Here is a 24363-nt window from a genome sequence, read left to right as displayed (position 1 = left end):
CAGGCCGAGCGCTCCCCGATGCACGCCGGCTGCCTGCGGTGTGGTTGTCCACGGTGTGGTCGTCCACGGGGAGGCGCGGCGCTCCTCGTGTGCGATTCGCTCGCGCGCGAATGAGCGGGGTGCTGTCTCGGGAGGGTAGCTTGGCGAGGGAACACGGGACGTATGCCAGCGCACGCCATCGAAGTTCGGGACGTAGACACCTTGATCGACCTCGTCGAGCAGGGCCGGGTCGATGTGCGCTGGTCCGTCACGTCGGAGGGCGGGCCCGGGTGGATCGGGAGTGCTCGCGTGGTCTCGTTCCTCGTGGACGGCACGCCGGTCGTCGAGACGGCGCTGGTCCAACGCCTGGCCACGGCGCTCGTCGAGGCGCTCTCGATCCCGGCGTCGAGCCAGGACCACGTGATCTCGGGCGAGGGCACGGTGCGAAAGCGAGACCGCCTCATTGAGGTCGAGTACGAGTGGGATAAAACGAAACCATACGCTTGGCCTTCTGAGGCGGGCGGTGGTACGATTACGCTAGTCGCCCTCGAAGACAGGTAGTATGGCTGTGCATTTAGTATGGCTGTGCATTCTACCCGCTCGCAGACGGAGATTTGCCTGAGTCGGCGCACCCGGGTCGGCCCAGCTGAGGTCTTCCTGCGTTCCCGTTGACCGTTCACCTTCTACAGCCCCTTCTCCCTATGCGCGTCTGTCTATCCTGCTTGCTTCTCGTCCTTGCCGTCAACGTCCAGGCCCAGCCGGTCCCAGGGGCAAGTGCCACGGTGAAGCACGTCTACAACCTCGCCACTCCGACCGAAGACAGCGATACGCCCGTTGGTGCGCTGCAGCGTACCGAGTTCGAGACCTACGGGCCCAACGGGCGGCGGCTCCGCGTCGAGTGGCGCGCGCCCGACGGCTCGGTCTCGCTCGCCTTCATGGAGCTCTACGACGCCTCCGACCAGCCCTTCGGCGCCGTCTACTTCGAGGGGGCGGACCTCGACCCCACGCTGGAACGCTTCGAGTACCGCCCGGAAGAGGGCGGTCGCGTCGTGAGGACGGTAACATACCTCAACGGCGCGGGCGAGGTGACGGGTGTCAACGAGTTCGTGTCCGATGCAGACGGGCGCGAGGTCGAGCGGCGCTACGGCGTCTCTGCAGAGGGCGCTCGTGGGATGGACACGGTCACCTACGACGGTGCGAACGAGACGGGGTATGTGTATGAGAGGACGGACGGCTCGCGGCGCATCGAGAACGTGTTCCGTGTCGAGACGCTCGATGAGCGAGGCAACTGGACAAGCCGGACGGTGGTCCGCAACGGCGCGGCGTGGATCTTCGAGACGCGCGAGATCACGTACCGCGCGCCGTGAGCGCTAGAACCCGATGCCGGCGCCGAACGTGACGAAGGTGGCGCCGAGGTCGTCCGCGCTGTCGTCCGTGCCCAGTGTGTCCGTGACCCGCGCGATCGTGAGCGTCCCGATGCCCATGAAGCGCCCGATCGGGATGTAGGCGTCGGTGCGGAGCTTGATGACCCGCCCGGTCAGCCCGCCCTCGCCGCTGCCGTAGCTGTAGCCTACGCCGTAGGTCGCGAGCGAGAGGAGCGTCACGGGGCCGAGCTGTGCCCCGTAGGCGCCCTGCACGCCGGCCAGGCCGTAGGCGAAGGTGTCGGTGCCGCCCGCTACGCCCGCCGAGCCGAGGGTGACGCCCCCGCCAAGGCTGCCGACAGGCGTCGGGAAGAGCACCCCGCCCTCGGCGAGCGGGATCAGCAGACCTTCGAGATAGACCCAGCCGTCGTTGTCGGACTCGACCCCGTTGATCTCCTCGGTCAGCCCCGAGCAAGAGAGCGCGTAGCAGGCGACAAACGCCGCGCCGCCTGAGATGTCGAAGCGCCGGTAGAGCATGCGCGGGCCACTCCGGTCCAGCCGGTCCACCGAGAAGCCGGGCACGATCGACGACGCGCCGCTGGCTGTCACGTCGGAGCCGTAGTCCACGGACCCCGTCTGAACGACGAGCGGGATGGCAAGCGTGCGGACCTCGTTGGGTGGGGCGATCTGGGCGGTGGCGGAGCTGGCGACGAGAGCAAGTGCCAGGAGGAGGGGGCGTGGCATGAACGAGGAAGGGGACATAGGTGGGGGGACGCGAGCAAGCTAGAGCGACGAGGCGCGTCGCCCCATCCCCGGTTCTGGGGATATCCCGCCGCGCGGAGCAAACGATTAGACACGGCGGCCCTGCAACCCAGCAGGGGTCGCGCCGTCAACGCGGTCGCTTCCCTGCCCTCTTGCTCTCCCGCCTATGTGGTACTTCGACCCGTCCTCGTCTCGTTCAACCAAAACGGCCCGGCTCCTGCCCTGGTGCATGGCACTCGTGCTGCTGTGGGGCATACCTGTCCAGGCGCAGCCGTCGCCCGCCCCGGAGGCCGATGTTGGCACGTCGGGACCGCTCTATGACGAGTTGGCGCGGTTGGATAGCCTCATCTTCGACGCTTCGTTCGTCTCCTGCGACGCCGAGGCGATCATGAGGCTCTTCACGGACGACATCGAGTTCTACCACGACCTGACCGGGGCCTCATACGGGGACGAGGTGCGGGACGATTTCCGCCGGCTCACGTCGTCGTGCCCCCGCGAGAATGGGGTCACGCGCGAACTCATCGCTGGCAGTCTGGAGGTCTACCCGATGCAGGACTACGGGGCCGTCCAGCGAGGCGTCCACCGCTTCACCGAGCGCGGCGCGGCGACGCGCACCGTCGCTAAGTTCGTTCACCTGTGGCAGCGCCAGGACGACGGCACGTGGAAGATCAGCCACGTGCTAAGTTTCGACCACCGCCCCGAACCGATCCCCGCACCCGATGGCGATGGGTGAGCTAGCATCGCGGTCGCCCTCACGGAGCATCGCCCGGCCATGGGGACTGGCGAGGGGAGACCGCAGCGCCGACTGACACGCAAGAGCCTTCCATGATGCAAATCTCCCAGGTCCATGGCGCCGGCGGTGTGCTCAGCGCCGACATCGCGGTGCCCGAGCACGAGCGCGAACGCGCGTTCTACGTCGCCATCCTCACAACGGGAGACGCCCCACTGTGGCGCGACAACCTGACGAATAACCTCGGCACGCCAATTATCGGTCTCGGCGAGCGTACGCCCGAGCTCGCCGCTGTGCCGTTGCAATGGATGCCACACATCCAAGTCGCGGACGTAGCCGTCAGCGTCGCCCACGCACTTGCTTTGGGTGGCACCGAGCTGATGCATGGCAAGACCGAGGAGGGACAGAGCCAGTGGGCCGCGCTGGTCGATCCCGAAGGGGCGGCCTTCGGTGTGGTCCCCGCCGTGCCAGGCGACTCGGATGCTGCCGAACAGCAAGGACGCCAGGGCCGCATCGCCGGGCTTACCCTGGCCGTGTCCGATGTACGGGCGAGTCGGGACTTCTATCGGCAGGTGGTAGGGTGGACGGCAAAAGCCGTGGAGACACAGAACGGTAGCCTTCCCGACGCTCGGTTCGAGATGCAGGCTAGCAACGGGGCCACCGTCGCGCACGTCCGGCAGCGCCACGCTGAAGACGGCAGCGTCTCGGCAGCGTGGCTGCTGCATCTCCCCGTCGACGACCTCACTGAGAGCTTGCGGCGGGTCGTGGCGCACGGGGGCGAGGTCATGCGGGAGCCCGCCGGGGCCAGCGTTGCCCTGGTCCGCGACCCGGTCGGCGTCGTGCTGACGCTGCAGGCTGGCTAGAGGTCGCTGGTTCCAGGGTGCCGTCGGCAAAGTGGATGGTCCGTTCGTTCCATCGTGTGTGGTCGGAACGATCCCCATTCCCAAACGGCGGCCGTGGAAGGCGAGAGCTTGGAACGCCGAGTACGTCGATGCGTGACTGCAGAACGCCGCAGACACGGTCGTCCCGACGGGGTCAGTCCGGCGTGCCATCCTTCGTATCGGTTACCGAAGTTCCATGAGACGAACGCGCTTTGTTGCCCAGATCCTGTTGTTCGCTGTCGCGCTGGCGGCAGGGTGCGACTCGACCACGCCGACGGTCCTCACGTCGGTGCTGCCCGACCCGCAGCCCGAGCCGGATGTCGCCGCTATGGTCGCGCAGATCGACACGACGGCGGACGATCGCTTCGCCTACGCGTTCGAGCAGACGAGATTCGTTCCGCCGCCGGGGCAGACGCTGCTCATCATGGGACAGACGCTCCAGGCTGCGGACGCGTTCACGGCGAGCTTTCCGGACGCGCCGCCACCGGCCGGATGGGCGGCCTACTGGGGCATCCCGAGCGTGGAGGGCCTCGCCGCGCCGATGGTCAACGAGCACGGCGACATCCACCACCACCAGGCCCTCGCGGACCGCTTCCCGGACACGGTGCTCCAGAGCGCGCTCTGGATGGTCGGCACGTGGGACGTCGCCTACCGGACCGCGCAGGGCGAGTTCGACTCCGTGATTCGCGCGTTCAGCGCGTGGGCGAAATCGGTCGGGCGACCCATCTATCTGCGCATTGGCTACGAGTTCGACGGCATCCACAACGAACTCGACCCCGACGAGTACGTCGCCGCCTACCGCCGATTTGTCGACCTCACACGCGCCGAGGGCGTCGACAACGTGGCGTTCGTGTGGCACTCCTACGGGTCGCCGACCTACGAGGGGCATCCCCTCTCGGCGTGGTATCCGGGCGACGAGTACGTGGACTGGGTCGGCATCTCGCTCTTCGGCCACCTCTACGCGAGCCGTCTCAATGCTGAGGCCGACGCCGTGTTCGAGTTCGCGCGGACGCACAAGAAGCCCGTCATGATCGCCGAGACGAGCCCCGTGCACGGCATCCGTAGCGTCGACGCCTGGGACGACTGGTTCGTGCGCTTCTTCTCGCTGACCTACCGGAAGAATGTGAAGGCGATCAGCTTCATCAACGCGGACTGGTCCAACTATCCGATTGCCGCCGATCTAGGCTGGCAGGACGCGCGGCTGCAGAACAACCGCTTCGTGTCCGAGGCTTGGTTCACCGAGACGAGCAAAGAGCGCTATCTCAAGGCATCGCCCGAGCTGTTCGAGACGCTGGGCTACACGCCGTAGCGACTTGGTTGCTTAGGTCGGGTATGGTTGTTGGAAGGCGTGCCGCGAACCAACACCGCGCGCCATGCACGATCCAGAGAACCGGTCTCGAACTCGCATCAAGCGCGCCTTGGGCGTCGGCCTGGGCGTGCTGCTCGTCGTCGCGTGGCTCGTGTCCGGCGGCATCGGTCAGCTGGAGAAGCGTGGGTATGAGACCTTCGTTCACGCCCTCAATGAGAAGAGTGAACTGAAGATCTCTACCTACCCGGCCTGGTTTCCTCGCGAGGAGGTCGACATCCCCTTCGTCTACACGCGGCGCGTCTCCGCGGACAGCGTCTTTTTCCAGGTGTTCATCCGCGAAGCCGGGCGCACGGCGGGGCGCAACCCGCACATCGAGTTCGTCACGATCCACTCGTTCGCGTATCGCTTTGGCAACGGCCCACGCACGGAACTCCTCCGGGACTACGAGGACGGCTTCTGGATGCAGGGCGACGATCGGTACAGCGCGACGTCGCTCGGCGTGCCTGCCCTGCTCTACTTCAAGGAGACCCCGGTCACGGTCGAGATCGACCTCACGCTCAACGGGCAGACCTACACGGTCGAGGGCGAGATGCCATCCTACGAACGCGCGACGTTTTACCCGCGCGTCCTCGACCTGCTGCGGTGAACGCGATGCGTCACGCTGTCGTCTTACGAGTGACGAGGTAGAGCAACGGTCCGAACGAGCCGAGAAAGAGCGTGATCGCGATCCACGGCCACGGGTTGCGGCCGAGCGCCTTGGCGTCGTGCCACAGCCACACCAGAAAGAGCGCGCACGCGATCACGAGGTCGACGAGCACCTGGACGCCAGCCCACGTCGCAAACTGGTAGGTCAAGATGCCTGCATAGCCGTGGCCGATGACTGCGAGGATCGTGAGCACAGTGAAGGCCGCTGTTACGACGACGAGGAGCGTGCGCTGCCCGGAAGAGATTGGAGCGGGAATGGGCGTAGGCGTCATAGGACCGAAAACGTTCGTGGGTAGAGGTACGTCGATAGGCCCAGTTTAGCTGGGCGCTCGGCGCCGATCAATTACCTCGGAGGTAATAGCTGCCCTTACCGTGCCGCGCTATGTTCTCGCCATGACTCCCTTCGGCTCCTTCCTGCAAACGTGGCGCAAAACGCGTCGGTACAGCCAACTCCACCTCGCGGGCGAGGCGGGCGTGTCCGCGCGCCACCTGTCGTTTTTGGAGACGGGGCGTGCGCAGCCTAGTCGCGAGATGGTTGAGCGCCTCGGCGAGGCCCTCGCGCTGCCGCTCGGCGCGCGCAACCAGCTGCTGAGCTATGCCGGGTTCGCGGCACGCTACTCGGGCTACCCGTGGGACGCCGACGAGATGGCGCCCATCCGCGCTGCGGTGGCGTACATGCTCCACCGGCACGCGCCCTATCCAGCGCTCGCGCTCGACCGGCTCTGGACCGTCGTGCGCCTGAACGCCCCTGCCGAGGCGCTCTACGCGCACCTCGGCGTCGGGGTGGGCGACAGCCTGCTCGACCTGATGGTGTCCGAGATGATGCCGGAGCGCGTCGAGAACTGGCCGCAGGTCGCCCACCAGGCCGCGCACCAGCTGTGGAACGAGAGCGCGGCGCAGGGCGGCGTCCCCGACCTCGACCGCGCCGCCGCCCACCTTGCGCAGCAGGCCAGGCACTCGGTGGAGCTGGGGGAGGCGGGCCTCGGCCCGGTCACGCCGACGATCTACCGCTACGGCGACCTACGCCTCTCGCTCTTCTCCACGCTGTCGCACTTCAGCACCCCGCGCGACGCGATGCTGGAGGACTTCAAGCTGGAACTCTACTTCCCCGCCGATGCGGGCACGAAAGAGGCCCTGCACGCCTTCGCAGCGGCAGGGCCCGGGGTCGAGTCCGAGACAGAGCAAGACTGCAGACAGGGTAAGACTGGAGGCAGGGGCGAGAGGCTTACGCCGCCTTCTCAGCCGTGACCTTCTCCATCACGTCGCCCTGGCGGATCGCGTCGACGACCTCCGCGCCTTCGATCACCTTGCCGAAGACCGTGTGCCGGTTGTCGAGGTGCGGCTGGGGCTTGTGGGTGATGAAGAACTGGCTGCCGTTGGTGCCGGGGCCAGCGTTCGCCATCGAGATCACCTTGGCTTCGTGACGCAGTGGGTTGCCGTCGAACTCGTCCCTGAACCGATAGCCAGGGCCGCCGCGTCCCGTGCCGGTCGGGTCGCCGCCCTGGACCATGAAGTTCGAGATCACGCGGTGGAACACGACGCCGTCGTAGAAGCCCTCGCCCGCGAGGAAGACGAAGTTGTTGACGGTCAGCGGCGCGTACTCGGGGTAGAGCTCAAGGACGATGGTGCCTTTGTTCGTCTCGATGGTCGCCGTGTAGTGGCTGTCCGTGTCGATGGTGAGCGCGGGGGGCGCAGAGTATTGGGCCATGTTTGCCATGTGCGATGTAGGGTGTTCGATTTTTGATTTAGGAGACGTGGGTCTGGTCAAGCTGGAAGGTGCCATCTTCGATCAATCGAACATCGTCAATCGAAAAGGACCCATCTCCGCTAGCCTTCCCACTCGAACACGGTCACGCCGAGGGGCGGGAGCGTGAGCACGAGCGAGTTGGGCAGGCCGTGGGACGGGATCGGGACGGCCTCGACGCCGCCCGCGTTGCCAAGGTTGCTGCCGCCGTACTGTTCGGAGTCGGAGTTGATGACCTCGCGCCAGCGGCCGGCGAGCGGGATGCCGACGCGGTAGTTCTCGCGCGGGACGGGCGTGAAGTTGAACACGAAGAGCAGCCGCTTGGGCTCCTCGGCGTCTTCCCCGTCAGCAACGCTCTCGACCGCGCTCGTGCGGGTGTAGGCGAGGACGCTGTTGGCGTTGTCGTCCGTGACGATGCCGTAGAAGCCCGAGCCGTCGTCGTTCCAGAGGGCGGGGTGCTCGCGGTAGAGGTGGAAGAGGTCCTCGGTCCAGCGCTGGACGCCCGCGTGGAGCGGCTCGTCGGCCTGCTCCCAGCTGAGCGGGTTGTCGTGGCTCCACTCGCCCCGCTGGCCCCACTCCTGGCCCATGAAGAGCAGCTTCTTGCCGGGGTGGCCGACCATGTGCCCGTAGAGCAGCCGCATGTTGGCCGCCTTCTGCCAGGGGTCGCCGGGCATCTTGCCCCAGATGGAGCCCTTGCCGTGGACCACCTCGTCGTGCGAGAGCGGAAGGGCATAGCGCTCGCTGAACGCGTAGACGAACGGGAAGGTGAGGTTGTGGTGGTCGTACTGCCGGTAGACCGGGTCTTTGGACGCGTACGTCAGCGTGTCGTGCATCCAGCCCATGTTCCACTTGTAGAGGAAGCCGAGGCCGCCCTCGAACGTGGGGCGCGAGACGCCCGGCCACGCCGTCGACTCCTCCGCGACCATGATCGCCGTCGGGAATTCCGCGTAGACCGTCTCGTTGATCTGCTTGAGCGTGTCGATGGCTTCGAGGTTCTCGCGCCCGCCGAACATGTTGGGCGTCCAGCGGTTGCCGCGCGAGTAGTCGCGGTAGAGCATGCTCGCCACGGCGTCGAAGCGGAGGCCGTCGATGTGGTATTTGTCGAACCAGAAGCAGGCGTTGGAGACGAGGAAGTTCTTGACGCCGGGCTTGTGGTAGTCGAAGACGTAGGTGCCCCAGTCCGGGTGGATGCGCATGATGGGGTCCTCGTACTCGTAGAGCGGGCTCCCGTCGAAGTAGCCGAGGCCTTGCGGGTCCGTGGCGAAGTGCGCGGGCACCCAGTCGAGCAGCACGCCGATGCCGCGCCGGTGCATCGTGTCGACGAAGTACATGAAGTCCTCCGGCGAGCCGTAGCGGTGCGTCGGCGCGAAGTAGCCGACGACCTGGTAGCCCCACGAGCCGTAGTACGGGTGCTCCTGCACCGGCATCAGCTCGACGTGCGTGAAGCCGAGCTTCTCGACGTGGTCGGCGAGCGGCTCGGCGATCTCGCGGTACGACATCGACTGCGAGTGCTGCTTGTGCATCCACGAGCCGAGGTGCACCTCGTAGATCGAGAGGGGCTTGCCGAGCGTCTCTGGGCCCTTGCGGTTGGCCATCCAGTCGGCATCCTGCCAGGCATAGCCGTCGATCTCGGTGACGATCGACGAGAGGCCGCGGATGGGGTGCCCGTCGGGGTCGGGCGCTTCGAGCGCGAAGGCGTAGGGGTCGGTCTTCTCGAACGTCGCGCCGCGGTTGCCGATGTGATACTTGTAGGCGTCGCCTGGCTTCGCGCCGCGCACGAAGCCTTCCCAGAGCCCGGCGTCGGTCTTCTTCAGCGGGTTTTCGGACGTGCTCCAGCCGTTGAACGACCCGACGACGGCGACATAGTCGGCGTTGGGCGCCCAGACGGCGAACCAGGTGCCTCCACGTTGCGGGTGCGCGCCGAGCTTCTCGTAGGCGCGAGTGTGGCTGCCCTGGTTCCAGAAGTAGAAGTCGTCCTTGGTCAGATGCGGCATCGGCGGGGTGGAGCGATGTGAGGGAGACGGAGTCGCTTAAAAGTAGAACCGCCGTACGGGTTTTCGCAGCGCGTGATTTCTCGTAGCTACGTGGACGAGATTGGGCTCCGTTGAAACTCGACAGCGTGCCGGCTCGGATGCCTGGAGTCCACCCGCAACGCGGAGGTATGACGGATAGGGAAGGCGGTGCCTTCTGGCATCCAAACGCTCGTGAAGAGACGTAGCGCTGCGGACGTCAGAGAAGCCTCGTGGGTCCCCGCGTGCGCGGGGATGACTGTGTAGGAAGTGGGAGAGCATGCGGCAAGAACGCGTATCTCCCTACCCATGCGCCAGACGCGCTCAGAGCTCGTCCGCTGCACGTTCGCTATCAGCTGCAGCGCCTCCACCGAGCTAGCGTCGCAAGCGTAGCAGTCGCAGAGCGTACGCAGACGCTCGGCGGCCTCCTGCGTGCGCACGCTCTCGGCCGAGCACCGAGTCGGTGCCGCCGCGGTAGGCATCGAGGTCGCAGCGCTCGTGCTGTGCAGGAGCGCTGGCGGTCAGCCTTCGAGCGCAGCGCGCGAGGCGGCGGTGCAGTCGTGGGCGTCGCAGAAGGCGCGGAGGTGGTTGGCGGCCTGCTGGGTGCGGCTGTCGTCGGGTCCTGCCGCCCTGCGCAACGACGCGTAGCCTGCGCGGAGGAGGTCCTCGGCCTCGGCGGGCGTGCCGTGCTGGGCTAGGAGCGCGCCCAGGACGCTGGCGCTCTCCGCCGTGTCGGGGTGGTCCTCGGGGAGCGCCACGCGGCGGATGCGATACGCCTCGCGGAGCGCCGCTTCCGCCGCGACGGCCGCCCCCCGGTCGGCGTGCATCTCGCCCATCGTCATCAGGCCGAGCGCAATGGCCGGATGGTCGTCCGGGAGCGCGGCTTGCCAGATGGCCGTGGCGCGCTCGGCGTGGGGCACCCCCTCGGCCAGCCGCCCTTCGAGGTAGATGAGGCGGCCGAGGCGCAGGTGGGCCCCAGCGGTGCGCGGGTGGTCTTCGCCGAGCGTGGCCTGGTAGATGCCGAGGGACTCGCGGAACGCCGTCTCTGCCTCCTCCGCCCGGCCTACGAGCGTGAACGCCGAGCCGAGGTTGCCGAGGGCCCAGCCGCGCTCGGTGTTGTCGGCTCCGAGCACGCGGGTGGAGATGTCCACGGCCTCGGTCAGGACCGCCACGGCCTCGGGGCCCAGGGCGCGGTCGTAGTAGACCGAGCCCAGGTTGGCCAGCGCGCGCGCGAGCCGGCTGTTGTCTGGGCCGAGGTGCGTGCGGTAGATCTCGACCTGGCGCTCCAGGATCGGCGTCGCTTCTTCGAGTTGGCCCAGGTCGGAGAGCACGATGGCGACGTTGCCCAGCGCGGACGCGATCTCGATCTCCTCCCGCGGTGTCTGCGCTTCGAGGAGGCGCACGGCCTCGCGGTGGGCCTCCTCCGAGCCGGCATAGTCCCCGAGCACGTAGCGGGCGTAGCCGAGGTTGCTGTAGAGGTTGGCACGGGCCGCGTCGCCGGGTGCGTGGCGCGTCGCCTGGAGGGCATCGGTGAGGAGGGAGTCGGCGTACGCATACGCCCCCTGGAGCACGGCCAGCCGTCCCAGCCGGGACTGGGTCTCGATGGCCTGCGGATGCTGAGGGCCATGCGCCTGGCGAAGCAGGGCCAGGGCGCGTTCCAGCAGCGTGGTCGCTTCGTCGTAGAGCCCCAGTTCGGTGTAGACCACGCCGAGGGTGGCGCGCAGGTCGGCCTCCACGAGCGGCTGGTCGGCGAAGCTGCTGTCGAGGTCGGCCGCCGCGCGGTCGAGCAGAGCGGCCACGCGCACGTCGCGGCCTTCCTCGGTAGGGTCGGCCGCGGCGAGCATGCCGACGAGGAAGTCGTTGACGGCCGTGGCCTTGGCGGCCTCCGTCTGGGCGAGCTGGGCCTGCCAGAGCGTCCCGCCGAGCCCCAGCAGCAGCGCCGCCGCGAGCGCCACGCTCGCCGCCACGCCCGCTCGGTGCCGCGTCGCAAACTTGCGGACACGGTAGCCCGGCGTATCCGGGCGGGCCGTGACGGGGAGGCCTTCGGCGTGGCGGCGGAGGTCGTCGGCGAGGTCGGCGGCGGAGCGGTAGCGGCGCTCGGGCTCCTTGCGCAACGCCTTCAGGACGATCGTGTCGAGGTCGCCCCGCAGCCGCCGGGCCAGCCGCGTAGGGTCGGCGGCGAGCGCGGGCGGCGAGGCGGCCCGGAGCGCCGTGCTGGGCTTCGTCGGCTCGGCCTCCAGCACGGCGCGCTCGACGGCCGTCGCCGAGCGGTCCTCGATGGCATACGGCCGGTGTCCGACGAGCAGTTCGTAGAGCACCACGCCGAGCGCGTAGACGTCCGTGGCCGTGGTGATGGCCTCGCCGCGCACCTGCTCCGGCGCGGCGTACTCCGGCGTCATGAGCGCCTGCCCCGTCCGCGTCACCGGCGTGGAGGCGTCGAGCGTCTCCTCGTCGGTGAGCAGCTTCGCGATGCCGAAATCGAGGAGCTTCACCGTGGGCTTGTCGGGGCCGGGCGTCCCGTCAGCATCGTTGGCAACGAAGATGTTGGAGGGCTTGAGGTCGCGGTGGACGACGAGGTTCTGGTGCGCGTAGGCGACCGTCTCGCAGACGGTCCGGAAGAGGGCGAGGCGGTCGGCGAGCGGGAGGGCGCGCTCGCGGCAGTAGGTCGTGATTGGGACGCCCTCGACGTACTCCATCACGAGGTAGGGCTGTCCCACGCCCACGCCCGGCATCGGGGCCGTCATGCCGCCGTCGAGGAGGCGGGCGATGTGCGGGTGGTCAAGCCGGGCGAGGATGCGCCGCTCGGCACCGAACCGGCGGTGCTGGTCTTCCGAGACAACGCCCGCGCGCATGAGCTTCACGGCCACGCGCTGCTCGAAGAGGCCGTCGGCGCGCTCGGCGAGCCACACCGTGCCCATGCCGCCGCGCCCGATCTCGCGGACGAGCCGGTAGGGGCCGATGTCGGGGAGCGGGGCCGCTTCCGCGAGCGCCGCCGGGGCGAGGTCGAACACGCCGCTCGCGAACCGCTGCGACGACTCTGCGGCCTGGTGCGCCGTGAGCAAGCGCTCCACCTCCGCGACGAGCGTCGGGTCGTCGGCGCACGCCTCGCGCAGGTAGGCCGCCCGCTCGGCGCCCGCCCGCTCGAGGGCGTCGCCGAGGAGGTTGGTGAGGCGCGCCCAGCGCTCGGGGGTCGGGGTCATCGTCGGCACAGCAGGGGTGTTTCCTGAGAGCTACGCAGAAGTGGGAGCCATCTCGTCAGTCGCAGACCGCTGGAGGCTCACGGTGCATGTCTGGACCATCGTCATCGTGATCGAAGCGGGTTGCGTATTCCGTGTCGCGTATTGGATCGGGGCCGACATGCACCACGTCCTGCGCTATTCCGCTCCCGGTGTCGAATGCGTTCACACCATCACCCCTCGCCGAGCGCCTGCTGGAGCCAGGCTTGCGCGGCGGCCCAGTCGCGCCACGCCGTCGCCGCGGAGATGCCGAGCAGGTCGGCTACCTCGGGCAGCGTGAACCCGGCGAAGTAGCGCAGTTCGACCACCTGCGCCTGCCGCTCGCTCAGCTGAGCGAGGTGGACGAGCGCCTCGTCGAGGGCGACGATCTCCTCTGAGCGGGCGTCGGGCGCGAAGCCGCCGTCCTCGAACGTCGCGGCGCCCACGCCGCCGCCGCGCTTGACGGCCAGCCGCCGCCGCGCATAGTCCACAAGGATCTGCCGCATGGCCTGCGCCGCGATGCGGAAGAAGTGGCTGCGGTTGGCGTACTGCCCGTCGGCGTGGGCGAGCTTCTCGTAGGCCTCGTGCAGCAGCGCCGTCGTGTTGAGGGTGGCTGGGCCGCGCTGGCGCTGGCGCTGGCGATGGGCGAGCGCGTGCAGCTCCGTGTAGAGCAGCGGCAGCAGTGCGTCCAGGGCCGCGTCGTCGCCGTCGTTGGCGGCGGCGAGCAGGCGGGTGACCTCGTGCGGAGGCAGAGACATGAGGCGGTACGCTGAGAGGGTGGGGCAGGTAGCGCTTCTCCGGGGTGTGAGGGGCGAAGATACCCCGGGCCGACGGTTGGGCTATCCAGTCCGAACGACATCGGCTTGCCGCGAGCGGCCGCGGGCCCCAAGTCCGGTGTCGGGCAGACTGACTGCGTGGGCGGGGACATGTGGAGGACATGGAGGAGCCCGCTTTCCGGGATCGATTCCATGAAAACGTTTGCAAGCCACCGCGCGAAGCGTCATATTCCTTGGGAGAAAGCGCTTTCTTATGGCCTTTCTCCCTACCCGTCTCCGTCGCGCGCCGTGCGCCGCGACCGGTTCACCCTTGTCCCCCTCCTCCTCCTTGACTATGACCCGAGCCCTACTCCTTGCCTGTTGTCTGCTTGCGGCCCCGCTCGCGAGCGCGCAGGTCACCCTCCCGATCACGTTCGAGGAGGACATCGACTACGAACTCGTTGACTTCGGCGAAGCCATGTCGATGCTCGTCGTCGACCCCGAAGACGCGGCCAACACCGTGGTTCAGACGGACCGCCCTGCCAACGCAGCCTGCTTTGCGGGCACGACCGTCGCCAACATGATGGGCTTCGCCTCGCCGCTGCCGTTCGCCGACGGCGCGACCACGATGTCGATCCGCGTGTGGACGCCCTTCGCGGGCACGACCGTCCGCTTCAAGGTCGAGAACGTCAGCGATCCCACCCAGAGCGTCGAGACGCAGGTCGCCACGACCGTCGGCGGCGCGTGGGAGACGCTCGTCTTCGACTTCGCCAACCAGGTGCCTGGCACGGCCCCGGTCAACTTCGGCTTCGCCTACACGAAGGGCTCCATCTTCTTCAACTTCCAGTGCCCGAGTGAAGTCCCGGTCGCGGCCGAGACCTACTACTGGGACGACGTCAGCTTCGGTGGCACGCCCACCTTCACGAGCATTGCCGCTGCGCGTGCGCTCGGCGACGGCGCCGAGGTGACGGTCGTCGGCACGGTCACCCGCTCGAAGAATGACTTCACCTACATCCAGGACATCACCGGCGGCCTCACGATCCGCCAGACGAGCGGCATGTTCGCCGACCAGGTCGCCGACGGCACCGTCGCGCCGGGCACCAACGTCGTCCTCACGGGCACGCTCTCGTCGTTCAACAACCTCACGCAGATCAACGGCGGCGGGCTCTCGAGCTACACCGTCGGCGGCGACGGCGGCTCGCCCGCGCCCACGGTGATCTCGGTGCAGCAGCTCCTCGACAACGGCGAGAACTACGAGGGTGAAGTCGTCTCGGTCTTCGGCCTGACGACGATGGCCATGGGCACCTTCGAGGCCAGCACCAACTACGACGTCACCGACGGCGGCGGCACGGGCACGCTCCGCGTGGTAGGCGCCGACGACTCCGACGTGGACGGCCTCCCCATCCCGACCGGCTCCTTCGACTTCACGGGCGTCGTCGGGCAGTTCTCCGAGATGGACCCGTTCGGGGGCTACCAGCTCCTCGCCATCAACGAGAGCGACATCACCGTCCCCAACGCAGGCATCCCGCTCCCGATCACCTTCGAGGACGAGATCGACTACGAGCTGGCCGACTTCGGCAATGCCATGTCGATGATCGTCGCCGACCCTGAGGACGCGGCGAACACCGTCGTGCAGACGTTCCGCCCGATGGGCGACGCCTGCTTCGCGGGCACCACCGTTGCGGAGTTCTCCGGCTTTGCCGAGGCGCTCCCATTCGCCGAGGGTGCGACCACAATGTCGGTACGCGTCTGGTCGCCGGAGGCGGGCATTCCTGTGCTGCTCAAGGTCGAGAACGTCAACAACGCCGGTGAGAGCGTCGAGACGATCGCGGTGACGACGGTGGCGATGGGCTGGGACACGCTCGTGTTCGACTTCGCCAACGAGGACGCGGGCACCGCCCCGATCAACTTTGCCTTCAGCTACACGAAGGCGTCGATCTTCTTCGACTTCTGGTGCCGCTCGGGCGGTCCGCGCCCCGGCATGATGGACGCGACCTACTACTGGGACGACGTTGTCTTCGGCGGCGCGCCGTCCGATCCGATCGCCCTCCCGGTCACGTTCGAGGAGGAGATCAACTACGAGTTGGCCGACTTCGGCAACGCGGCCTCGATGATCGTGGCCGACCCCGAGGACGCCGAGAACACGGTCGTGGAGACGTTCCGCCCGATGGGCGAGACCTGCTTCGCGGGCACCACCGTCGCCGACATGAACGGCTTCACCGCGCCGATTCCGTTCACGATGGACGAGACCACGATGTCGCTGCGGGTGTGGTCGCCAGAGGTGGGCATCCCCGTGCTCCTCAAGGTCGAGAACGTCAACAACGGCGGCGAGAGCGTCGAGACGGTCGCGACGACGACGGAGGCGATGGCGTGGCACACGCTCGTGTTCGACTTCGCCAACGAGGACACGGGCACCGCCCCGCTGAACCTCGACTTCGACTACACGAAGGCGTCGGTCTTCTTCGACTTCTGGTGCCGTTCGGGCGGCCCGCGCCCGGGTATGATGAACGCGACCTACTACTGGGACGACCTCGCCTTTGGCAGCGGTGACATGGGGAGCACCACCATCGCTGACGCCCGCGCCCTGGGCGACGGCAACGAGGTGACCATCACGGGCATCGTCACGCGCGCCCGCGGCGACTTCGCCTACATCCAGGACGCCACGGCGGGCCTCACGATCCGTCAGACCGAAGGCATGTTCTTCGACCAGGTCGCCGACGGCACCATCGCGCCGGGCACCGTCCTGACGCTCACGGGCACCCTCTCGACGTTCCGCGGCCTCCAGCAAATCAACGAGGACGACCTCGCCTCGTATATGGTCGGCAAGACGGCGGGCGTCCCGGCGCCGGTCGCCATCACCGTGGAGCAACTCAACGCCAACGGGGAGGCCTACGAGGCCGAGCTCGTCCAGCTCACCCTCACCACAGCCGAGATGGGCACCTTCGCCGAGCGGACCAACTACGAGGTCACCGACGGCACCGGCACCGGCGTCCTCCGCGTGGGCAACGCCGACGACTCGGACATCGACGGCACGGAGATCCCGGGCGGCCCGTTCATCTTCACGGGCGTCGTGGGGCAGTTCACGTTCGACGATCCGGCGACGAACGGCTACCAACTCCTCGCTATTGACTTGGCCGACGTCAACGCGCTGCCGCCGCCGGTCGCGCTCCCGGTCACGTTCGAGGAGGAGGTCGACTACCAACTCGTCGACTTCGGCAACGCCATGTCGATGATTGTCGAGGATCCGGAAGACGCAGCCAACACCGTCGTGGAGACGTTCCGCCCGATGGGCGAGACCTGCTTCGCGGGCACCACCGTCGGTGAGGTGACCGGTTTCACCGCCCCGATTCCGTTTACGACGGACGCGACGATCATGACAGCGCGCGTCTGGTCGCCGGAGGTCGGCATCCCGGTGCTCCTCAAGGTGGAGAACGTCAACAACGCCGGTGAGAGCGTCGAGACGGTGGCCACGACGACGGAGGCGATGGCGTGGCACACGCTTGTCTTCGACTTCGCCAACGAGGACATGGGCACCGCCCCGCTGAACCTCGACTTCGACTACACGAAGGCGTCGATCTTCTTCGACTTCTGGTGTCGTTCGGGCGGCCCGCGTCCGGGTATGGTCGACGCGACCTACTACTGGGACGACCTTGCCTTTGGCAACCCCGTCTCGAACGAAGACGAGGCCGGGCTGCCGACCGAGCTGACGCTCGCGCCGAACTACCCGAACCCGTTCAACCGCAGCACGACCGTCGACTTCGCGCTGCCGACGCAGGAGCGCGTGGTGATCCACGTCTACAACGTGCTCGGGCAGCAGGTGGCCACGCTGGCCAACGATGAGATGGAAGCTGGGCGGCACTCGCTGGCCTTCGACGCCTCCACGCTGGCGGCGGGGACCTACTTCCTCCGCCTGCGGGCGGGTGCGGAGACGCTCACCCGCTCGATGATCGTGTCGCGCTAAACGCGTCCGGCGAAGAGCAACGCCACGGCGCCTCCCTGTTCGCAGGGGGGCGCCTGTTGTTCTAGGGTTGCTGGTCATGAGGGTTGCTGGTCATGAGGGTTGCTGGTCATGAGGGCGGCGTCCGGTCGGCGTGGGCGCAGTGATGAGATCCGCACGCAGAGGCCGTAGCTGAGAGTAGACCGCCCGCTCTCACCTGCCCCCGACTGTCATGCGTTACCTCCTCGCCGCGCTTCTGCTCCTCCTCGCACCGCGCGTCCACGCCGACGAGCGCGTCCGCGCCGAGACCCGGGTGCAGGACGTGCGCGAGCAATACGGCCTCACCGGCGAGGGCGTCCTCGTCGCCGTCTTCGACCGGGGCATCGACCCGACGCACCGCGACTTCCGCAACGCCGACGGCACCACGCGCCTCCTCGCGATCTACGACCTCATCGACGACGCGGGGGCGGGGGACGCGGACAACCCGACCAGCTTCGGGACGGTCTACACCCGCGCCGAGATCGACGCCGCACTCTCTGCCGGGACACCGCTCGGGCACCGCGATGCCGTCGGGCACGGGGTGGCGACAGCCGGGATCGCCGGGGGCAACGGGGCCGCCTCCGACGGGCGCTACGCTGGCATGGCTCCCGACGTCGAGTTCGTCATCGTCAAGTTCACTAGCGAGGGCGCGCCCGCGCACGGCTCCGAGCCAGCCGAGGCGCCGTTCTACCGTCCCGACCTGCTCCCCGTCGCGCTCGACTACGTGATCGGGCTCGCCGAGGCCGAGGGCAAGCCGCTCGTGGTGCTCGCCAACTTCGGGTCGAGCGGGGGGCCGATGGACGGCACGAGTGCCCGCGCCCGCGACATCGACGCGCGGTTTGGGCCCGGCTTCCCCGGCCGCGTGTTCATCACCGGGTCGAGCGACGACGGCGGCGTCGACAACCATGCCGCTGGTACCGTTAACGCTGCGCAGACCGTCGATCTGGAAATCGAGAAGGCGAGCACGTTCCTACGGCTCGACCTGTGGTACGCCGGCAGCGACCGGCTTGCCGTCGAGGTCGTCGCGCCGGACGGGACGGTGAACGGGCCGTATGTGCCGCCCGGCAACGGCGCGCGTGCTAGCGCGAGCGGCCCCGGCTTCACGCTCTTCCACAACGGCGTGGGCACGGATTTCTGGGGCGCGACGAGCGGCCGCCGCGAGCTGCTCATCGACTTCAACAGCGCCACGACGGGCACCTACACGGTGCGCCTCACCGGCACGAGCGTGGGCGACGGTGGCTTCCAGGCGTCGCTCAATCCCTCGAACATCATCGGGGCCCCGCCGAACCGATTCGCGTCGTTCGTCACGTCGGGCTACACCGTCTGGGACTGGGCGTCGGCGCAGCAGAACCTCGGCCTCAACTCGTATGTCCTCCGCGACACCTGGACCGACGTGGACGGCATCGCGCGCAGCTACCCCGGCAACGACGTGGGGCCGGGCGCGCTCTGGACCGGCAGCGGGGTCGGCCCGACCTACGACGGGCGGCGCGGGATCTCCGTGAGCGTCCCCGGCAACTCCAACATCGCGGCGTTCGGGGCTCGGTCCTATTTCAACACGTTCCGCTTCAACGTCGTGGACGATGGCCTGGACCCCTACGGCATCCTCGGGGCCGTGAGCGGTGCCGCGCCCGTGCTCACCGGCATCGTCGCGCTGATGCTCGAGGCCGACCCGACGCTCGACGCCGCGGAGGTGCGCGCGATTCTGGAGCAGACGGCCCGCGCCGACGCCTTCACAGGGACCGTCCCGAACCCGCAGTGGGGCTACGGCAAGGTCGACGCGTTAGCCGCGGTGGAGGAGGTGCTGCGGGGTACGAACGCCGAAGATGTAGGCGCGCCGCAGACTGCCACGTTGTCGGCGTACCCGAACCCGACGTCTGCCTCCGCCACCGTAGCGGTGACGCTGTCCGAGGCCGCCGACGTGTGCGCCGAGGTGTTCGACCTGCTCGGCCGCCGCGTGGCGACGCTGCACGATGGCCTACTCGACGCGGGGACGCACGCGCTGGCGTTCGACGGCGCTCGGCTTCCGGCTGGCGTCTACGTCGTCCGTGCTGCGACGACCAACGTCACGCTCACGCGGAGGGTCACCGTCGTGCGTTGACGCTACGCGGGCACCAACCAGACGCGACGAAAAAAAGCGAGCGGCGATGATGAGATCGTTCCCCGCTTTGCGTGATTCACTACAGGCACCGTGCTCCTGTATCCCCTGGTTTCCTCGTCCATGCGTCTCCTTCTCCTGGCCCTCGCTCTGCTCGCCGCACTCCCCGCCGACGCCCAATACATCCAGATCGACAACTTCACGGTCACCGACATCAACAGCACCGCCTCGACGCTGATCGGGCGGGCGCGGGATGGCAGTGCGTCGCTCGACCCATCGCGTTGGGAAGCCGGGACGGTGTCGGCGCTCGTCGGCATTCCCGACTCGATCACGTTCTCACCGCAGGCCATCTCCGGCGGCGGAGCGATCATCGTCGGGACGGACTTCTCGCGGACGCCGGATGTCGTGGGTACGCTGATCGGCAACGGGTTCACGGTCATTAGCCCGCCGGGCGTAGACGATTTCCGCGTCGAAACCATTTCCACCGACGGGAGCCTCGTCGCAGGGTCCTACGAGCGCGAGGTGGCAGGCACCACGAACCGGCCTCCGCAGGCGGCGGTGCTCAGCCTCGAGACGGGCGTGATCACGGTCTTGGCGATGCCCGACGGGCACAACCGCGCGGATCGCTCGGCCGTCTTCGCGACCAGCCTCGACGGTAGGGTTCGGGCAGGCTTCCGACGCGCTCCCGGGGTCAACACGGTGGCGATGCGGTGGGACGTCGGCACCCCCTCCGAGCCGCCCTTGGCGAAGATCGACGGGCGCGAACCCTTCAACGCCCAGGCCGTCGCAGTCTCCGCCGACGGCACCGTGGTGCTCGGCTTCAACAACCGCTCCATCGCCGGGTCCAGCAGCCTCGCCGAGGAGGTGTGGCTCTGGTCCGGCTCGACGGTCACCCAACTGCCCACCTACCCCGGCTACGACGCCTCCGCTCCGGGCGGTCAGTGGGAGCCCTATGCGCTTTCCGCCGACGGCACCGTGGTGCTCGCCCGCTGCGGCGGCGGGAGCGCGGCCCCGTGCCTCTGGGACGCCCAGAACGGCTGGCGCTTCATCGACGCCCTCATCGAGGAGACGGGAGCATCTACGAGTTCGTTCAGCTTTGGGGATGCGTACCTGTCGCAGGACGGCCAGGTCGTCGTGGGGACCGCCCGCAATCGCGACACGGGCGTCAACTTATCCTACCGCTACGGCGTCACCGACACGCGCATCCGCGTCACCACCAACGGCGACCAGGCCGACCCGTCGCCGAACGACGACGAGTGCGACGTGAGCGCGATGGCGGGCGTCCAGTGCACGCTGCGGGCGGCCATCCAGACCGCCAACGCCCGCACCGGCCCCGACGAAATCCTGTTCGAGATCGAGGGCAACAGCCCGCACACGATCACCGTCCGCTCGGCGCTCCCTTCGCTCACCGCGCCGACCATCTTCGACGGCACCACGCAGCCCGGCTACACCGACCGACCGCTCGTGGTCGTGCGTGGCACCGGCGTCTCAGGCGATGGTCTCGTCCTTGATCAAGCCGAAAGCGCCGTCCTGGGCCTCGCCGTAGGCGGCTTCGGCGGGGCAGGCATCCGGCTCACGGGCGCAGGCGGCAGCCGCGTCGAGGGGAGCTACGTCGGTGTCGGCGCGGACGGGGCGACGGCGCTCGCCAACGGCCTCGGCATCGTCGTGGATGGCTCGCCCAACCACACCGTCGGCGGCGACGAGGCAGGGCAGGGCAACGTGATCGCGGGCAACGCCGGGCCTGGCATCCTCGTGACCGGCCCGGCGTCCACCGGCATCGTCCTCGCGGGCAACCGCATCGGCATGAATGCGGCGGGGACCGCGGCTGTGCCCAACGAAGCCGAAGGCGTCCGTATCGAGCGTGCACCGGGCGTGCGGGTCGGCGGCTCTGACGAGGCGGCGCGTAACCTCATCGGCGGCAACGCCACGCATGGCGTCTATGTGGTCGGCGCCGAGGCCGACGGGGTGCAGGTGCTCGGCAACTGGATCGGCGTCGGCGCGGACGGCTCGATGGCGCTCCCCAACGGCACCGACGCTACGGCGCGCGACGGCCACCACGGCGTCGCCCTCATCTCCGTCCCCAACGCCGTCGTCGGTGGCGAGACGGGCAGCCCGGGGGCCGCTCCCGGCAACGTGATCGCCGCGAGCGCTGCGCACGGTGTCTATGTCACCGGCACGCCCGACGCCCCCGCGAGCGGCGCGCAGGTGCTCGGCAACCTCGTCGGCACCGACCGAGCGGGCAGCACCGCACTCGTCGGCGGCGAAGTCGCGGTCTACGTGGCGGCGTCCGCCCCCGATGCGCAGATCGGCCGCGCCGGGGCGGGCAACGTCATCGTGGCCGGTCGCGAGGGCGACGGTGGGCAGAAGAGCGGCGTCTGGCTCATCGACCTCGGGGCGGCGGGGGCCCCCGACGGCGGGACGGTTGCTGCGAACACTGTCGGCCTCGACGCCACCGGCAACACGGTGCTCGGCAACCTCGCGACGGGCATTGGGGTGCTCACGGAGCAGAACGACGGCGGCGTCGAGCGCGTCGTGGTGGGCGGGGACGACGCTGCGGCTGGCAACCGCGTCGCCGGGCCGGGCTTCGCGATCGGCGTGTTCGGACCGGGCTCCAGCGGCACCGTCATCGCTAGCAACGTCGCCGGGCTGCGGGCCAACGGGCAACTCGCCCTCTCCGAGCGCCCGGTCGCGGGCATCTGGGTGTCGGGCGCCAACGGCACGCAGGTCGTCAGCAACACGGTCGGGGGCTACGTCTTCGGTCTGCTCGCGGAGGCCGATGAGGTCGGCGTGTTCGGCAACCGCATCGGGACCAACCCGGCGGGGACCCAGGCGCGGCCTAACACGGTCGGGGTCTACGTCCCCGGCGAGGTCCCCGACGGGCCGGAGGTAGGCAACGGCGTGGTGATTGGGGCCGAGGGAGCGGGCAACGTACTCTCCGGCAACGAGCGTGGCGGCGTTTGGATCGGCGGAGTAGGCCTCGCCATTGGCCAGGACGGTGGGCTCCGGCAGCCTGGCGCCGCGCTTCACGGTGCTCCTGACTTGCGTCCTGCGGCCCAACGGCTTGCCGCGACCGCGCCCGTGCGTGACGCCCTGTTTACCGATACCTTCGACGCGTCGGCACACCGCTTCGCGGGCAGCGCGAACCCCGACGGCGTCGTCGTCGCCTACAACCGCGTGGGCGTAGACCAGTCCGGCCGTAGCGAGTTGGGCAACGGCCGCAGCGGCAACGAAGAAGAAGCGTTCCCGGGCATCTGGGTGCGCGACGGCCGCGACGCGCGCCTGCTCGCCAACGTCGTTTCTGGCAACGGCATCGGCGTGTTGATCCTCGGGTACGTCGAAGACGAGGAGCCTGTCGGCAACCCGCGCGCCGTCACCATCGCGGGGTCGGGCATTGGCGTCGGCTCCGACTTTGCCACGGCAATCCCAAACCAGTTTGCAGGCGTGGCCGCCCTCGGCTCCGCGAGCAACCGCCTCGTCGCGGCCCCGCTCGCCGATGGCGGCCAGGCGGTCGGCAACGTCGTCGCGTTCAACGGCGGGCGCGGCGTGCTCATCCGCCCGTTCGAGAGCGAGCGCGGCAACCAGGTGCGCGCAACGGCCTTCCTCCGCAACCAAGGCCCGTCGATCGAGCTGCTCAACGGCGAACTCGAATACCCAGCCGTCGCCCCGCAGCCGCCGACGATCTACACCGCGTTCCGCAACCCGTCCGACGCGGGCGTGACGATCCGCGCCGCCGTGGGCGCGAGCGGCGAGGCCGACGTGTTCCTCTCGACGCGGTGCTCCAACGGCGAGGCTGAGGGCTCCGTCATCTCAACGCTGCCCGTGAGCGCGGGGGCCGTGACGGTGCCGCTGGAGGCCCTGCCCGACGACGTCTCGCTCTTCGAGTGGTATCTCGCTCTCAACGTCACGGAAGCCGGAGCCACGGGGACGACGAGCGCGCTCAGCCGCTGCACACGCGTAGCGCTTGCCGACAACACCGCTGAGGTGCCCATCGCCCCCGGCGAGACGGGGCCTGTGTTCGACGACGACGGCTTGCAACTGGACGTGACCTCGAACACGAGCAGCCTGGTGGCCCAGAGCTTGACCGTCACAGACAGCGATGGGACAACCGAGAGCGCAAAGATCGACGGTGCCCAGGCCGATGGCGGGACGCTCTACGTGTCGGCCTATGGCGAGGGCGTTCTGCCACCGCTCAGCCCCGTCGAAGGCAGCGCCGTATCGCCATCGGGCATGACCGTGACGCCGTCGGGCGTGAGCACCAACCGCCACTGGACGCTCGTAGCCGACGGCCTGGAGCGCATCACCTACAACGCGTGCCTCAACGTGACCGGCCTCCGCGGCGTGACGGACCCGACGCAACTCGTGGTCGTGCAACGGCCAGACGCCCGCACCCCCTGGACGCCGTTCCCCACGACGCTGGAGGGGACGCGGCTGTGCGCCGAGGGCTTCACCGCCTGGGGCGACCTCGGCGTCGGAGCAGACACGCTCATCAACCCCGTGTCGAACGAGGACCGCCTGACACAGACGCTGCCCGACGCGTTCGCGCTCGGCGCCTACCCGAACCCCTCAGCCGGTCGCACCACCATCGAGGTGGCGCTGCCCCAGGCTGCGGAGGTCCGTGCGGAGGTGGTCGACCTGCTCGGCCGCCGCGTGGTGACGCTCCACGACGGGCCGCTCGCGGCGGGCACGCACGCACTCCGGCTCGACGCGGCACGGCTGCCTGCGGGCGTCTACGTGGTGCGGGCTGCCACACCTACCGCTTCGCTCACGCGGCGGCTCACCGTCGTGCGCTAACCTGAACCGTTTGGGCCCCCAGCCTGCGCACGAGAGGGTGTCCCGCTCTCC

16 protein-coding genes are annotated in these 24363 nt (G+C 68.7%); 10 read left to right on the top strand and 6 right to left on the bottom strand.

What is annotated here, in order from left to right:
- Positions 1 to 162 precede the first annotated feature (162 nt).
- Both AAFU51_05300 and AAFU51_05295 read left to right on the top strand, forming a co-directional pair.
- A complete protein-coding gene (locus AAFU51_05300; GenBank protein ID MEO1570666.1) occupies positions 163 to 540 on the top strand; it encodes a hypothetical protein in 378 nt (125 codons plus the stop codon).
- A 161-nt stretch (positions 541 to 701) separates the two neighbouring features.
- Positions 702 to 1346: a hypothetical protein gene (locus AAFU51_05295; GenBank protein ID MEO1570665.1), complete on the top strand. Its 645-nt coding sequence runs from the start codon at positions 702 to 704 to the stop codon at positions 1344 to 1346.
- 3 nt (positions 1347 to 1349) lie between these two features.
- On the opposite strand, the gene AAFU51_05290 is transcribed toward AAFU51_05295, so the two are convergent.
- Entirely contained in the window at positions 1350 to 2084 is a 735-nt protein-coding gene (locus AAFU51_05290; protein ID MEO1570664.1) for a hypothetical protein, read from the bottom strand.
- Positions 2085 to 2331: 247 nt separating this feature from the next.
- Between AAFU51_05290 and AAFU51_05285 the strand changes: the two genes are divergently transcribed.
- From AAFU51_05285 to AAFU51_05270, 4 genes are all read left to right on the top strand, one after another.
- A complete protein-coding gene (locus AAFU51_05285) occupies positions 2332 to 2835 on the top strand; it encodes a nuclear transport factor 2 family protein (GenBank protein MEO1570663.1) in 504 nt (167 codons plus the stop codon).
- A 92-nt stretch (positions 2836 to 2927) separates the two neighbouring features.
- Entirely contained in the window at positions 2928 to 3695 is a 768-nt protein-coding gene (locus AAFU51_05280; GenBank protein MEO1570662.1) for a VOC family protein, read from the top strand.
- 214 nt (positions 3696 to 3909) lie between these two features.
- On the top strand, positions 3910 to 5022 hold the full coding sequence (locus AAFU51_05275) for a glycosyl hydrolase (GenBank protein ID MEO1570661.1): 1113 nt from the start codon (positions 3910 to 3912) through the stop codon (positions 5020 to 5022).
- A gap of 64 nt (positions 5023 to 5086) precedes the next feature.
- Positions 5087 to 5668, top strand: a complete 582-nt coding sequence (locus AAFU51_05270) for a hypothetical protein (protein MEO1570660.1) — start codon at positions 5087 to 5089, stop codon at positions 5666 to 5668.
- Positions 5669 to 5678: 10 nt separating this feature from the next.
- Here the strand turns inward: AAFU51_05270 and AAFU51_05265 are convergent, their stop codons facing one another.
- On the bottom strand, positions 5679 to 5999 hold the full coding sequence (locus tag AAFU51_05265; GenBank protein MEO1570659.1) for a DUF2834 domain-containing protein: 321 nt from the start codon (positions 5997 to 5999) through the stop codon (positions 5679 to 5681).
- Between the two features lie 121 nt (positions 6000 to 6120).
- Here AAFU51_05265 and AAFU51_05260 point away from each other — a divergent pair, with 121 nt between their 5' ends.
- Complete coding sequence (locus tag AAFU51_05260) at positions 6121 to 6975, top strand: helix-turn-helix domain-containing protein (GenBank protein ID MEO1570658.1); 855 nt, start codon at positions 6121 to 6123, stop codon at positions 6973 to 6975.
- Here the strand turns inward: AAFU51_05260 and AAFU51_05255 are convergent.
- The 4 genes from AAFU51_05255 to AAFU51_05240 all read right to left on the bottom strand — a co-directional run bounded on the left by AAFU51_05255 (position 6953) and on the right by AAFU51_05240 (position 13453).
- Entirely contained in the window at positions 6953 to 7435 is a 483-nt protein-coding gene (locus AAFU51_05255; protein MEO1570657.1) for a peptidylprolyl isomerase, read from the bottom strand. The genes AAFU51_05260 and AAFU51_05255 overlap by 23 nt on opposite strands.
- A 119-nt stretch (positions 7436 to 7554) precedes the next feature.
- Positions 7555 to 9465, bottom strand: a complete 1911-nt coding sequence (gene glgB / locus AAFU51_05250; GenBank protein MEO1570656.1) for a 1,4-alpha-glucan branching protein GlgB — start codon at positions 9463 to 9465, stop codon at positions 7555 to 7557.
- Between the two features lie 536 nt (positions 9466 to 10001).
- Positions 10002 to 12680, bottom strand: coding sequence for a serine/threonine-protein kinase (locus AAFU51_05245; protein MEO1570655.1), 2679 nt, complete (start codon positions 12678 to 12680; stop codon positions 10002 to 10004).
- Between the two features lie 209 nt (positions 12681 to 12889).
- Positions 12890 to 13453: an ECF-type sigma factor gene (locus AAFU51_05240; GenBank protein ID MEO1570654.1), complete on the bottom strand. Its 564-nt coding sequence runs from the start codon at positions 13451 to 13453 to the stop codon at positions 12890 to 12892.
- A 352-nt stretch (positions 13454 to 13805) separates the two neighbouring features.
- On the opposite strand from AAFU51_05240, the gene AAFU51_05235 reads away from it, so the two are divergent.
- The 3 genes from AAFU51_05235 (at position 13806) to AAFU51_05225 (ending at position 24312) form a co-directional block, all read left to right on the top strand.
- Complete coding sequence (locus AAFU51_05235) at positions 13806 to 17411, top strand: T9SS type A sorting domain-containing protein (GenBank protein ID MEO1570653.1); 3606 nt, start codon at positions 13806 to 13808, stop codon at positions 17409 to 17411.
- Between the two features lie 208 nt (positions 17412 to 17619).
- Positions 17620 to 19524, top strand: coding sequence for a S8 family serine peptidase (locus AAFU51_05230; protein ID MEO1570652.1), 1905 nt, complete (start codon positions 17620 to 17622; stop codon positions 19522 to 19524).
- 120 nt (positions 19525 to 19644) lie between these two features.
- Positions 19645 to 24312, top strand: a complete 4668-nt coding sequence (locus tag AAFU51_05225) for a T9SS type A sorting domain-containing protein (protein ID MEO1570651.1) — start codon at positions 19645 to 19647, stop codon at positions 24310 to 24312.
- The last annotated feature ends 51 nt before the right edge of the window (positions 24313 to 24363 follow it).

This window comes from Bacteroidota bacterium (assembly GCA_039821555.1).
Taxonomy (GTDB): Bacteria; Bacteroidota; Rhodothermia; order Rhodothermales; family Rubricoccaceae; genus JBCBEX01.
Note: the sequence above shows the minus strand (reverse complement) of the source record. Positions and strands in the feature narration are given on the sequence as shown.

What these genes read in the sequence shown, in the direction of transcription:
- AAFU51_05255 (MEO1570657.1), bottom strand. Translation starts at nt 7,435, where the DNA reads ATGGCCCAATACTCTGCGCCCCCCGCGCTCACCATCGACACGGACAGC.
- AAFU51_05275 (MEO1570661.1), top strand. Translation starts at nt 3,910, where the DNA reads ATGAGACGAACGCGCTTTGTTGCCCAGATCCTGTTGTTCGCTGTCGCG.
- AAFU51_05265 (MEO1570659.1), bottom strand. Translation starts at nt 5,999, where the DNA reads ATGACGCCTACGCCCATTCCCGCTCCAATCTCTTCCGGGCAGCGCACG.
- AAFU51_05260 (MEO1570658.1), top strand. Translation starts at nt 6,121, where the DNA reads ATGACTCCCTTCGGCTCCTTCCTGCAAACGTGGCGCAAAACGCGTCGG.
- AAFU51_05230 (MEO1570652.1), top strand. Translation starts at nt 17,620, where the DNA reads ATGCGTTACCTCCTCGCCGCGCTTCTGCTCCTCCTCGCACCGCGCGTC.
- AAFU51_05280 (MEO1570662.1), top strand. Translation starts at nt 2,928, where the DNA reads ATGATGCAAATCTCCCAGGTCCATGGCGCCGGCGGTGTGCTCAGCGCC.
- AAFU51_05300 (MEO1570666.1), top strand. Translation starts at nt 163, where the DNA reads ATGCCAGCGCACGCCATCGAAGTTCGGGACGTAGACACCTTGATCGAC.
- AAFU51_05290 (MEO1570664.1), bottom strand. Translation starts at nt 2,084, where the DNA reads ATGCCACGCCCCCTCCTCCTGGCACTTGCTCTCGTCGCCAGCTCCGCC.
- AAFU51_05245 (MEO1570655.1), bottom strand. Translation starts at nt 12,680, where the DNA reads ATGACCCCGACCCCCGAGCGCTGGGCGCGCCTCACCAACCTCCTCGGC.
- AAFU51_05270 (MEO1570660.1), top strand. Translation starts at nt 5,087, where the DNA reads ATGCACGATCCAGAGAACCGGTCTCGAACTCGCATCAAGCGCGCCTTG.
- AAFU51_05240 (MEO1570654.1), bottom strand. Translation starts at nt 13,453, where the DNA reads ATGTCTCTGCCTCCGCACGAGGTCACCCGCCTGCTCGCCGCCGCCAAC.
- AAFU51_05225 (MEO1570651.1), top strand. Translation starts at nt 19,645, where the DNA reads ATGCGTCTCCTTCTCCTGGCCCTCGCTCTGCTCGCCGCACTCCCCGCC.
- AAFU51_05285 (MEO1570663.1), top strand. Translation starts at nt 2,332, where the DNA reads ATGGCACTCGTGCTGCTGTGGGGCATACCTGTCCAGGCGCAGCCGTCG.
- glgB (MEO1570656.1), bottom strand. Translation starts at nt 9,465, where the DNA reads ATGCCGCATCTGACCAAGGACGACTTCTACTTCTGGAACCAGGGCAGC.
- AAFU51_05235 (MEO1570653.1), top strand. Translation starts at nt 13,806, where the DNA reads ATGACCCGAGCCCTACTCCTTGCCTGTTGTCTGCTTGCGGCCCCGCTC.